The organism is Arenibacter latericius DSM 15913, assembly GCF_000424985.1.
Taxonomy (GTDB): domain Bacteria; phylum Bacteroidota; class Bacteroidia; order Flavobacteriales; family Flavobacteriaceae; genus Arenibacter; species Arenibacter latericius.
This window is the reverse complement of sequence record NZ_AUKX01000035.1, coordinates 47515-61229: the sequence shown is the minus strand read 5'-3', so window position 1 is coordinate 61229 and position 13715 is coordinate 47515. Positions and strand designations below refer to the sequence as shown.

7 protein-coding genes are annotated in these 13715 nt (G+C 36.9%); 4 read left to right on the top strand and 3 right to left on the bottom strand.

The annotated features are described in order from the left end of the window. Nucleotides 1-436 precede the first annotated feature (436 nt). The 3 genes from H344_RS0111580 to H344_RS0111570 all read right to left on the bottom strand — a co-directional run bounded on the left by H344_RS0111580 (nt 437) and on the right by H344_RS0111570 (nt 7480). Nucleotides 437-2425 carry a putative porin gene (locus H344_RS0111580; RefSeq protein WP_026810478.1) on the bottom strand — a complete coding sequence of 663 codons (1989 nt, stop codon included), beginning with the start codon at nt 2423-2425 and terminating at the stop codon, nt 437-439. Between the two features lie 220 nt (nt 2426-2645). Further along, the gene (locus tag H344_RS0111575; RefSeq protein ID WP_026810477.1) at nt 2646-4205 is read right to left on the bottom strand and encodes a SusD/RagB family nutrient-binding outer membrane lipoprotein; all 1560 of its coding nucleotides are present in this window, start codon (nt 4203-4205) and stop codon (nt 2646-2648) included. A gap of 11 nt (nt 4206-4216) precedes the next feature. Further along, on the bottom strand, nt 4217-7480 hold the full coding sequence (locus tag H344_RS0111570; protein ID WP_026810476.1) for a SusC/RagA family TonB-linked outer membrane protein: 3264 nt from the start codon (nt 7478-7480) through the stop codon (nt 4217-4219). A gap of 525 nt (nt 7481-8005) precedes the next feature. Here H344_RS0111570 and H344_RS0111560 point away from each other — a divergent pair. The 4 genes from H344_RS0111560 to H344_RS0111545 all read left to right on the top strand — a co-directional run bounded on the left by H344_RS0111560 (nt 8006) and on the right by H344_RS0111545 (nt 13695). Beyond that, nucleotides 8006-8584 carry a ribonuclease HII gene (locus H344_RS0111560; RefSeq protein ID WP_026810475.1) on the top strand — a complete coding sequence of 193 codons (579 nt, stop codon included), beginning with the start codon at nt 8006-8008 and terminating at the stop codon, nt 8582-8584. A 47-nt stretch (nt 8585-8631) separates the two neighbouring features. Continuing rightward, entirely contained in the window at nt 8632-11091 is a 2460-nt protein-coding gene (locus tag H344_RS0111555) for a PQQ-binding-like beta-propeller repeat protein (RefSeq protein WP_026810474.1), read from the top strand. Nucleotides 11092-11583: 492 nt separating this feature from the next. Continuing rightward, a complete protein-coding gene (locus tag H344_RS0111550) occupies nt 11584-12918 on the top strand; it encodes an OmpA family protein (protein ID WP_051254277.1) in 1335 nt (444 codons plus the stop codon). 78 nt (nt 12919-12996) lie between these two features. Next, on the top strand, nt 12997-13695 hold the full coding sequence (locus H344_RS0111545) for a TapB family protein (protein ID WP_026810472.1): 699 nt from the start codon (nt 12997-12999) through the stop codon (nt 13693-13695). The last annotated feature ends 20 nt before the right edge of the window (nt 13696-13715 follow it).

Here is a 13715-nt window from a genome sequence, read left to right as displayed (position 1 = left end):
ATGATAAGGCAGACCTTTATTAAAAGATAGCCACTCTATACGCAGGAACCCCAGGTTCCACGCTAGCGGACCCCCACACCATCGTGGTTCTGCGCCAGCAGACCCCACCTACCAGCGAGAGCGCATCGTGACTTTGTCACGACAGCATCCCGACGGCCGCATCGCGGTCGCACATTAATAACCTATCATCAATTGATGAGGCAGCTCCTTCATTAGTAGTAGTAGTAGTAGGGCATCCGAACCCTATCCTCCAATAATGTGGCAGCTCCTATAAAAGAACACAGCTACCATCTAGTCGGTATCAGCTAATAAAAAAACCTCAACAAGCTGCGTTAGCGATCGCAGTGGCATCCCCGCAGCAACGCAAGGGATATAACGAAGAGCGCGACCTAACGAAGGAAGGGAACGCCCAAATAAATAATAGCCTAATTCTAAACTAAGAAAAGAAGTTCCATACCAATCCAAAACGGATTACAAAATCCCTATATGGATAGTTTGGCGCTGCGTAAAACTTATTATCGGAGAACAGAGAATTGAAGTGCTCTGCTTTTAGAAACACCCTAGTCTGCTGAATACGAGCATTGATAAAGAAATCTAACATAGGAAAGCCACCCAATTTCTCCGTGTCTTGGGAATAGAACTCCCCCAAGACCGGGTTATAGGCATCCATAGTATATTCCGTAAAGTACTTAAGTGTTACCCCCGTTTGAAAATATAAAGCTTTTTTAAACCCATAATTGGAGTAATACAAAGTATTCCTAGTCACAAAATCGGGCAGGTTTAAAACTGCATTTGGTTGCGACACATTCTGATACATTATAGTATTGTTAAGTGCAAATCCCTTCCACTTAAACTCCTTTTCATATTTTAACTTAACTAGATTAATAGTACCCGATTCTTGAAACGGTTTAATAAAAGCCTGTTCACTACCTTGAACTATTGTTTCCGACGGGTCTGATGCAAAATAAGTGTAGTTACTTAAGGTAGTATACTTCGCCATTAGATTACCCCAAAGGCTAGATTCTAGATCGAACTGAAATCCATTATTACCCACTTTCTTAAAATCTGAAGTGTGCTGCCAATTGTAATTGCGATAATCGCTTTGGTACAACAGGTAATTAAAATTGGGCATCTTAAAGGAAGAGTGAACAGAAAACTTAAGCGCATGATTTTCATTGATGCGGTAACTCGCAAAGGCATCAAGCATAGTACCGGAAAGGTCCCCAGAAATATTAGAACGCAGGGCTCCATTCAATTGAAATCCTCCTATATTTTTCACATACTTCGCACCAACCGCTATTTCACCTCCCTTTAGTTGACTCTGAATAAGCTGGGTATCTGTTTGCAATACCGAATTAAAGTAATAATTGTACTGATGAAAATCTAAATGCCCCGTAAGCACCCCTAAGGTTTTATTTGAAAACTGAGCACTAAGCTGATTATTCATTGTCTTTAGATGTGCCTTATCATCAATATCGGATGAAAAGGACTCTCCAAAATAGGCATTATTGGAGGTTTGTTGGTATTGATAATATTTTGTCTCATAATTAAATTGGTGCCCAATAGTAAGCGCAGTGGTCTTTACTTTGCCAGAATCTGATTGCTTACCGAACAATATATATTGGTGATCTAAAAAGTATCGCTTCCCTAACAGTCGGTTGTTCGCATTTGAAAATAATACATCTAACCTTGAGCGATCTCTAAACTCAGGATCATTGGACTCAAATTGCAATTCCTTATTGGCTAGTCCGCCATTTTCTTCTGTTTGTAGATTTTGTGCAGCAATATGCGCTCTTAAATTATAGCGTCCGTTCTGTGTAACGTAATTGGTAGTCGTTTTAAAACTCCCCGCCTCGGCCTGACTATATTGATATTTACCCAACGACCTAAACCCTTTATACCCTATAGAGAAATTGAGTCTTCTAGAAGTATTAAAGGTCAACAAAGCATCTAAAAGCTGACCCTGCTCAAAGGTTGTTTTAAACATGAGGTCCGACATGGGGGTAGCTACATTATAATAATCGACTTCTCTTGCCTCCAAATAATTAAAATGCTTAGCATTAGCCCCTAATCGCGGATAGATATCTTTAGCATCTAAATCTACCCCTAATTTATTATAAGGTTGCCCTACATTGGCAAAAGGCATAAGCTCAAAGTTATCTCGACGTAAAAAATTGTATTTATACTCTTTTTGAATTGATATGGTGGTATCTAAAAAAGTAGTATCTCTTTGGTAGTTAATAATCTTATAATCCTTGATAGTTATTTCTTGAACCTTAGCCCCACCACCCCGTTTTGAAGGCATCTTTCTATTCATACCACCAGCAGTAGGGATTTCCATTTCCCTATCAGATTGAATAGAATCTTCTTGAGCCCAAAGGGCTTGACCAAAAAACACTAGTAAAAGCGTCAATAAATGTTTCATTCTGTAAACTTACGCCGACAAAGTTAATTTTTTTGTCCTTAACGAAATACTAAACTTCAAAAAACAGAAGAACAACACCTCATCTCTTGAATTTAAGACGAGCACCCGTCCTTTAACTTTAAAATTCTTATTCCCCTTTTTAATCAATTGTAAAGGTATAGGAAATAAAAAACCCGCAATTAAAAATTGCAGGTTTTATATTAAACACATTGTTTATTCCTTAATTAAGGTCCCAAAACAATTTAGTTTCTGCCTCATCACCTCCAATAGCTGAGGAAGCCGTACTATAGTTTGCCCCGTTTAAAGTTTGCTCTATAATAGGATAGGTATACCTATTAGGGAAACCCGAAACCGCATCTGCAGGTTCTGCCATAATAGGATAATCTAATAACCTTATAGAGGTCCAAGCCTCCAATCCGCGATTGTATAATGCAATCCACTTTTGGGTCCCTATTACTTCTTTCCAAGGAGTTGCGGCTGAACTTGCCAAAATAGCTAAGTCATAATTTACTTTAGGATTTAATAAATAAGCCAACGCCTCTGTTTCGGTACCACCCCAATCTACAATAGAGGCCGTAATCGCGGCATTATAATGCTCTTCAACCGTTCCATCAACATCAAATAATCTAGCCTTCGCTTCTGCCAATAAAAATCGAACTTCCGCATAATCTAGAATTACCCCTGGAAAAGTTGCTTCTTCTATTTGTGCTGAAACATGGGAATGAGAGGAATAATTTGCAGTGCTTCCTATTTCACCTCCAAAATACACCACTTCCTCAACTGAAGGGTCTGCATCTACATTATCTGCAAAATAATACTTCATCCTTGGATCGGTACTTGTGACAGATCCAGGCACTACGGTACGTTCATCATCTTCATCAATCACCCCATCTTCATTGGAATCTTCGAGGTACTCATAACTTCTTGGCTGCATAATATCTATAATGGTTGTAGCCGCAACAAAATCTTTTCGACCACTTAAAATTAAATTATCGTGAATTGGATTTGTATTTGGGTCAGCACCAAGATAGGTATATGTTGCATTGTCGGCATTGCTTGTAAACACTCCAGACGCTACAGCGCTTTCTACGGTGGTTTTAGCAAAATCCGAATCTATATCAGATAGAAGTATGCCCATCCTTAATTTTAAGGAAGCTGCAAATAATTTCCATTTCGCAACATCACCGGCGTAAATTCTATCGCTACTACCAAAACTTCCTGTATCCACATCTAACGCACCAATTGCAGATGTCAATCTAGCTATTAAATCCTTATAGATTGTCTCGCCATCGTCATATGCGGGCAATAGATTGTCTATATCCAATGCTTGGGTGTATGGCACATCTCCAAATGTTTCTACCAGAATACTGTAAGCATATATTTCTAAAATCTCTACAACAACCAGTTTATTGGGTTTTAATGCCTCTTCTTCCGGAGTGGGATATGTGGTTTCTGCAATAACTTTCTTTGCTTCATCCAAATCTTTTAAAACATCTTTATACAATACACTCCAATGCCTTTCCGGTATAGTCCTAGTAACCTGGTCATAATTACTTTCATCGGTATAGGTGGTTTCCTGTAAATACTGAGCCCAAAGTTTAGTATTATTATTATTCACATTTAAATCTACCACTTGATCCACCAAACTTTTCTGAGCACCTGTAAACAAACTTTCTCCTGGTACTGACACTGGATCTTTAATGTTCTCATTAAGATTTTCCAAATCCGAGGAACACGAAGCAAAAATCACGGCAGTAATTAATATTGCTATTTTTTTCATCTTTATTATTTTTAGAATTGTAATTTAAGATTGACCCCAAAATCCCTTGTGGTAGGTAATGAACCAACAGAATATCCTTGCAAGTTACCTGCAGACAGACCACCTTCTGGATCTTCATGAGGAATGTTTTTATGAATAATCCACAGGTTAGATCCAATAACGCTTAAGCTTGCATTCGTCAGGAAAGTATTTTCTAACAATTTGCTTGGAAGGTTATAAATAAGCGCAACTTCTCTAAGCTTCACATAACTAGCATCGTAAACAAAAGCTCTATCTGGCAAACCTCTTCTATACCCTAGTGCACCAAACCTATCTGCTCTAATCCTTGAGCTGTTAGCTGCCCCATCTGGATTCACACCTTCATTGATAAAACCTCCACCGTCGGCCAAGGTATTCCTTACAGGATTCCCTAAGTCATTTATAAATGCAGTCTCCTCATACAACCCCGTTGCAAGGCCATAATATTGATCCAACGAAAATATACTGCCACCTTGCTGTATATCAATCAAAAAGCTAAGAGATAAATTTTTATAGCTAAATTTATTGGAAATACCCATCAACCAATCTGGGTTGGTATCTCCAATAGTTTGATCGGAAGTAGACGTTTTAATAAATTGCCCATTATCTGGGTCTACAACTCTTTGCCCATTAAGGAAGGTATAATCTGTACCATGTATTACACCGTAAGGCTTTCCTACCTCAGCATTTAGGGTAACTCCCCCTTGGAAATCACCCAACTGTAGGTTTTGAATTCCATCTTCCAATGCTACTACTTCATTTTTATTCTGTGTCCAGTTAACGCTTGCGGTCCAATTAAAATCTTCGGTTCTAATAGGGCTTCCTGTTACAGATACCTCCACTCCTTTATTTTCAATTTCACCTGCGTTTAAAATCTTTTCTTGAAAACCGGTTGCTCTAGAAACAGGCACCCCAAAAATTTGGTCAATGGAATTGGTTTTATAATATGCCACATCAAAACTCAACCTATTACGCAAAAAGCGCATTTCCAATCCAACTTCAAAGCTTTTAGTTTTCTCAGGTTTTAGATTGGGATTCTTCTTTTGATTATCCACAGAGGTACTAGGTGCACCTGGTGGTATATTTACATTATAGGTATCGTATAGAAAATCGAAGGGAGCACTATTACCCACTTCCGCATAGTTAGCTCTCAGCTTACCGAAACTTACAAAATCTGCGTTTAAAAGTTTAGTAAAAACAAAGCTAGTAGCTATGGAGGGATAATAAAAAGTACTATTATCCTCTGGTAAGGTAGAAGAATGATCTCTCCTTATAGTGGCATCTATATAAATCATACTATTATACCCTAAGGATGCGCTTGCATAGATTCCATCCACGCCAATCTTCTCATCTCTTTCCACAGGAAGTGCTAATGGCCCTGTACTATTTTGAAGAGAATATAGCTTAGGAACACTTAAACCTCCACTAGTAGCAGAATAGATGGACTCAAAATCACTTCTCCTAATATTGACACCTACTATACCTTTTAAATTTAAATTATCAGTAATGTCCTTTTGAACATTAAACATAAAATCGTAGTTGGTCTCCGTAACCTGAAGATTTCTTCTTCCATAACCTGAATCTACATTTCCTCTATTTCCACCGCTATCGGGAATACCAAAGCTTGTTGGCACACTACCATTGGCTCTTCTCTCTTCTTGCACTTCAGAATACGTATCTGTTGCCACCCTAGCCGTAAAATTTAACCAATCTGTAAATTCATAATCTAGAGAAACATTTCCTATGAAACGATTTCTAGAATCGTTTTGATAGTTCTCGTATCTAGTCCAATATGGGTTATCCCAAAAGATTGGCGGTGATCCCGCATCACTAGTAGCGGGATTCCAAGTAACATTTCTTCTCGTAGCAAAATAAATTTCTCGCTGTTCCTTAAGATCGACATTGGTCTGCCACCATTGCTTAAAATTACTCATAAGGTTATCGCTATATCCTGTAGAATTACGCCCGTGGGCTTTGGTATTAATGTAATTCGCATATCCATTAACAGTTAATCGATCCGACAGCTTAAAGGATCCGCTTAAAGAAAAATTATGCTTTTTAATAGAGCTATTAGGCATTATTCCACTCTGATCGAAGTTGGTATAATTTAATCGAAAAGACCCGTCATCCTCGTAGGATTTAGCAAAAGCAACCGAATTAGTTGTAGTGATTGGAGTTTCGAAAAAAGTTATCGGTCCATTTTTAGCATTCACCCATGGAGTTGCCTTCCTATAATTTGGAGATTCCGGATCAAATGAATCCCATTGATACACCATTAAATTTGAATCGAAAGGAGCTCCATAAGAACCATCTTCGGTATAAACCACCACTTGATCATCATTTCCATCGCCAGTAACATCTTCTTCATACCAAAAACCACCAGGACCATCGTAATATGCTCCGTAACCTGCTCCATATTGATTTTGATATTTAGCAAATGTACTTTTATCAATAGAGCCTATTGTTATACCAGAGTTAATAGTAACCCCCATTCCTTGTGCTTGTTTTCCTTTTTTGGTGGTAATCATTATAACCCCATTTGCAGCCCTAGATCCATAAAGGGCAGAAGCGGCCGCCCCTTTTAACACGTTTACCGTCTCAATATCATCTGGATTTATATCTGCAGCAGTATTTCCATAATCATAATAGTTACCACTTGCTTGACCTTGATATTTAGAATTGGTATTTGTATTATTTACAGGAACACCATCTATAACGAATAAAGCCTGATTGCTACCAGTTAAGGAGGCATTTCCCCTAATCACCACATTGGTAGACCCTCCTAAGTTGTTATTCTTTTTAATCTGAATACCCGAAGCTTTCCCAGAGAGCGCATTTACAAAATTCCCGCTCTTTACCGTATTTAAATCTTCCCCCTGCACTTCTTGTGTAGAATATCCCAAGGATTTTTTATCCCGCGAAATACCCAATGCAGTTACTACTACCTCTTCTAACGCCTCTGTATCTTCTTCCATGGTAACGTCTATTACAGATGAAGCCCCAATAAGTTTGGAAACGCTTTTTTGTCCAATAAAACTGAACAACAACGTCTGCCCCACTTCACCTTCTATAGTATAGTTACCATCAAAATCGGTCTGGGTACCAGTGGTAGTTCCTTGTACCACAATATTAACCCCAGGTAGGGGCTGCCCACTCTGATCGGACACAGTACCGGAAATTGTTTTTTCCTGAGAATAGGAAAAACTCATTAATAGCCCCATGATAGGAGCTATAATCCAAGTTAGTTTTGATTTCATACCTTTATTTTAAGAGTTAACCACCTACAACAGGAGAAACCCATTGAAAGATTCATATAATTTAGGAATAAATAAAAGAATTTGATATTTTTTTTAACATTATAATTTTGATATGTTAAAATAATGATGTGTTTTTATCAAATAATCAAATTTTTAACAGTATTAGATAACAATGTAATATAGAATAGGTTGACATCAGACACACTGCCTTAGGATTGTGGGCATCACTCATAACTTTTTAACCTTTACAATTTCCGACAGCTTAATATCTTCCTACAAAATACTACCAACATTCCACCCCTTTTACTGAGGTAGGATTCTAATTCTTAAACAAACACTGTTCATTTAGAGTAGACACAATAATCAATTAGTCAACTGAAGGTTAAGCAAACTTGCTATTCCTTTTTTTAAATTTTTATATTTGGCATTGGAGTTAAAATAAGGGAGTACTAAAAGGTTAAATTGGTTTATAAAGCCAAGACCTAACGACGGATTTATATAAACATAATAGAACATAATTCATAAATGCTAAAACCCTATTACACCACTTCTCTTGAAGCGGGGACGGATGAGGCCGGAAGAGGTTGTCTTGCAGGACCGGTAACTGCTGCGGCAGTAATATTGCCGCCAAATTATTCCAACGACACCTTAAACGACTCTAAATTGTTAACCCCCAAAAAAAGAGATCTCATCAAGCCTACTATAGAGGCTAATGCAATAAGTTATGGTATTGCACATATTTTTCCGGGAGAGATTGACGATGTCAATATTTTAAACGCCTCTTTTTTGGCTATGCACAAAGCACTAGACCAATTAAAATTACCTCCTGAATTTATAATTATAGATGGTAATAGGTTTAAACCATACAAGGATATCCCTTTTGCCTGTATTGTTAAAGGAGATGCCAAATTCCAAAGTATTGCAGCTGCCTCGGTTTTAGCTAAAACAGCAAGAGACCAATATATGGAAGAAATACATTTGGAATTCCCCATGTACAATTGGAATAAAAACAAAGGCTACCCAACAGCAGAACACCGGGAAGCAATAAAAAAGTATGGAATAACCAAATACCACCGAAAATCGTTCCGACTCATAACGGACTAACTAAATCCTGATATTTAAAAATCCTATTTTTGCGCAAAGTTCTTTCTATGAAATTAAAATTAGCAATTGTTTCCTTATTATTCTTTATTGGTTGTACTAAAGAGAAAAGTATAACGTCCCCCCTATTGTCTTATGTTCCTCAAAATAGTGCGGTTATTATTAAAATAAATGACAAGACGGCCTTTTCTAGTGATTTAGGAGACAATGACCTGTTAAAATCTTTTGCTCCCACTAAAACGTATTCTTCTATTGTAAAGAAGATACAACCCCTAGATTACCTCCAGACCGATATGGAAAGCGTCCTTGCCTTTGTAGAATTAGGAAAGGGAAATTTTGAAATCCTATACGTAACGCATTATTCCAGTGAACTCTTTAACTTAGAAGAAGCTACTGATAAAACGGTAGAGCAAATTACATATGAAGGACAAACCATTGAAAAGTATAGTATTGAAGATAACACCTTCTTTTCTATAGAGCTTAACAACAAAATCATCATCAGCTCTGCTAAGATGTTATTAGAAAATTTGCTTCGCAAGGAAAAGAACTTAAGCATAAATCCATCGCTCAATAAACTAAATGAAGTTACCAATAATGAAAGTAGTGCCAATATCTTTATAAACACAAAAAAAAGCACTTCGCTACTCTCTAGCATTTTGGCCGATGGGGTGAATGTGGATATTTCTAAATTTACAGAATGGGTTTATATAGATTTTAAATCCAACAAAGATCATATAAAACTAAATGGAATAATCACAGCCAACGAAACTACTCCAAAAGTTAGCGATCTATTTAGGAACACCCATGCACTTGTTAACAGAACCCCTAGCCTGGCACCTATGGCCGCGGAGGCAATACTATCTTATACTTTTGATGATTATAGTGCCTTCGCTAGCAATCAAAAAAAGCACTTAGACAGGTCTATTTTAATCGACAATACTTTTGATGCCGTTGAAGAAATAGGCTTAATCCATTTAAAAGGAGATCTATCTGTTTTGTTATACACTAATGGATCGGAGAAGATTCACAAATATTTTGATGATATAAAGACGAGCGCGGAAGAATACCAAGGTCATGAGATTGTTACTCTTTCCAAGAACGACTTTTTAAATCTTTATTTTGATCCTCTTATAAAAAACTATTCTGCAAACTTTTACACCATTATAGAGAATGCGTTTGTATTTGGCAGCTCGGCGGAAAGCTTAAAAACCATTATCGCTAATTATAAAAATAACGCCACTTTTAACAAAACGGCTACCTACAAAACAGCTAAAGAACAATTGGCAGATGAATCTACCATACTATTTGTTGCCAACGCCAGCGGAATAGAATATTATTTAGATCACTATTTTTCAAAAGAAATAACCCAGAAAGTTAAGACCAAGGAACTTTCAGAATATTCATTTGCTGCACAAATGGTTTCGGAAGACCATTTTCATCACACTAATATCTTATTCCAAAAAATTGCTCACGAAACTTCTATGAATAAAACCACTCCACTATTTACTCTTACGTTGGATAGTGAAGTTGCTACAGTTCCTCAATTTGTAAAAAACCACCATACCAACAAAGAAGAAATAGTAGTCCAAGACCAACAAAACAAACTCTATCTTATTTCTACGGATGGTAAAATATTATGGAAAAAACAGCTTAATGGTAGAATACAAGGTCGCATAGAACAAGTTGACTTATATAAGAACGGACGCTTACAATTGGCTTTTACAACTGACAATCAATTTTTAATCCTAGACAGAAATGGAAAAGAAGTACCCCCATTCTCATTTTCTTATGAAGGAGGTATTTTAAATCCCTTAGCTGTGTTTGATTATGAACGAAGAAAAGATTATAGATTTGTGTTATCCCACGGCAATAAGATTTATATGTATAATAGACAAGGGAAGATAGTTTCTGGGTTTAAATTTAAGCAGGCCGACCAAGCCATTCAAGGTATCGCCAAACATTTTAGAATAGGAAGAAAGGACTATCTAGTCTTTAAAGAAGAGGGCGGGAAACTGAATATCTTATCGAGAACTGGAACAACACGAATCCCAGTGAAAGAAAATATTGCCTTTTCTGACAATGAAGTACGCGTCCACAAAAACAAGTTTACGTTGACTGATACCGAAGGCCGACTGTACCAAATAGATCAAAATGGAAAAATGAGTTCGGCCAACCTAAATTTATTGGCAGATCATGGTATTGATGCTACTAGCAACACTATGGTAATTATGAATGACAATGAATTATCTATAAGAGGGAAGAAGGTTGAATTAGAGTTAGGGATGTACTCTAAGCCTAGAATATTCTACCTAAACGATAAAATATATGTCAGCGTTACCGATATTCAGAACCAAAAGATATATTTATTCGACAGTCAGGCAAAACCCATTTCCGACTTTCCTGTACCGGGTAGTTCGCTTATAGACCTCAGTGATATGGATAACGATCATAAATTAGAATTGGTTGCTAAAGACCAAAATAATTCTATTATTGTTTATAGAATAAATTAAAACAATCCTTGGGCTAGGCAAACTGTATTACCTAGCCCAAGTGATTTTAACAAGACGCATTAAAAAGGTATTAGGGATTTGCCATACCTGTCTACTTCTTAACAAATTCCTTTAGGTTACTTTTAAAGTGTAGAGAAAACTATTTCTCCCTTAACAGCCACAAAGCAAAAAACGAACTGTTATACGCTTTAAAATAAATATTTTCCTATAGCGATCTGTCCTTTTTTATCCAAACAACGTAGTAATTAAAAGAATATTACTAAAGTTACCACCTCCAAAGATTCCTCTGATAAGAGCTTACAAATCAGCAAAATGTAAGTCTTCACTTACTTTAAATTGAAATATAAAACTTACTTTTTTGTTAATCATGCAATTAGTACAATAAATCGTGCATTACATACAGTCTATTTAATTAAATCTATCTATATCCTTATTTTTAAAAGAAGTATGACGCCTGTCATAAAATTATAAGAACCAATAAAATTAAAAATTATGCAACTTAGAGTGTTTATACCAAAAACAGCTTTTTGCTGTTTATTACTTTTTTCATTTACCAATCCAACCAATGCTCAATTTTTAAAAAAACTAGGCAAAGTAGCCGAAAAAGCTGCAGAACGCACTGTTGAACGTCGCGTAGATAGGGAAGTCAGCAAAAAAACAGATGAAGCTTTAGATGACGTTTTAGAACCTGGAACCAAGGCTCCTAACCCTGAAACCAATCCACCAATAACCCAAGAAGGAAACACTTCCCCAAATGAAAATACCTCGGCAGGAACAAATCATTCATCCAGTGAGGTAAATGAAGGCTCCAAAACACTAAAGTTCTATACTAATTACGAATTTGTTGCTGGGGATAGAGTGTTACTTTACGACGATTTCTCGGTGGATAATGTTGGTGATTTTCCTGCCAAATGGAACACCAATGGATCTGGCGAGGTCGTTACCTTTAACGACAGTCCCGATAAATGGTTAAAATTATCGCATAGGACTACTTTTATTCCTGAGCTCCCTGGAACATTACCCAAGGACTTCACTATTGAATTTGATATGATCACCTCTGGACTCGATAGGAATACAAGTATAAACTCTCGGTTAACACTACTTTTAGACGATAACAATTCTTTTAAACATGGCGCCAATTACGCAGAAATGGGAATTCCCCTAGCCCAACATAGCGATGCTGGGATTTACGTTAATAATCGCATTAACAATGAAAATACTATTAGAAACTTTGTTATGAAAGACGTGCGCAATGAGGTACTACAACTTTCTCATGTGGCTGTAGCTGTAAATGGTACGCGATATCGTATGTGGATGAACGAACGAAAATTGGTAGACCTTCCACGATTTATTGGATCAGGTCTAATTAAACACGTTAAGTTTATCTTACATAATGTAAATAGCGAAAACAAGGATCAACCTATTTTTATAACCAATATAAAAGTGGCAGAAGGCGGCGAGGACCTTCGCAGCAAATTATTAAAGGAAGGGAAATTTTCAACAACAGGAATTTTATTCGATTCCGGATCTGATAAGATTAAACCAGAATCTTATGGCACCTTAAAAAAAATTGCCGATGCCCTGCAGCAAGAATCGGGAATAAATGTACGGATTATAGGTCATACCGATGCAGACGGTAGCGATGTTACTAACCTTGAACTATCTAAGAAAAGAGCCGCTTCTGTTAAGCAGACCCTGAGCAACGATTTCGGAATATCGGAAAGTCGGTTACAGATTGACGGTAAAGGTGAAGCTGAACCCGTCGGGGATAATAGCTCTGCCGCTGGCAAAGCACAAAACAGAAGAGTAGAGTTTGTAAAATTTTAATCGAACAGCCAACGAATTTAACTCCACCTTTTGATGCTCTATATTATAGATTATACACTAAACCTAACATTTAAAATTATGAAAAAAAGAAATACCATCATATTGTTTTCCGTGTTAATAACCTTTTTGGGCTTTTCTCAGAACAATTGCAGTAAATTCTATCCCATGGAAGAAGGTGTAAGTTTTCAATACACTATGAGCGATAGAAAAGGTAAGCCAGACGGCACTACTGATTATTACGTTAAAGAGGTATCAAACTCTGGAGGGACTACCATAGCAACTATGAATATGAAATTTACCGACAAGAAGGGCAAGGAAGTTATGGTTTCCGATTTTAAATTCAGCTGTACGGGAGATGGTGTTAAAATAGACTACAATTCACTTGTTCCATCCCAAATGATAAAGCAATACACCGATATGGGAATGGAAATGGATATTTCTGGTACTGATATTGACATCCCCAATAGCTTAAGCGTAGGCCAAGAATTAAAAGATGCCAATGTAACCGTAAATATTAAGATGACTGGGATGAATATGACCATGAGGGTAGACCAAACGAATAGAAAGGTAGAGAAAAAAGAGAGTATCACTACTCCTGCTGGGACTTTTGATTGTTATGTTCTAACTGAAGACAACCTTTCTGAGACCATGGGTGTAAAGCAAAACATGCGCTCTAAAATATGGCTAGCAGAAGGCATAGGAATGGTAAAACAAGAAATGTATAATAAAAAAGGGGCTTTAAGTAGCCAGATGGAGCTTACTAAATACAACCAATAGTCCTAAAATAGATATCCTAT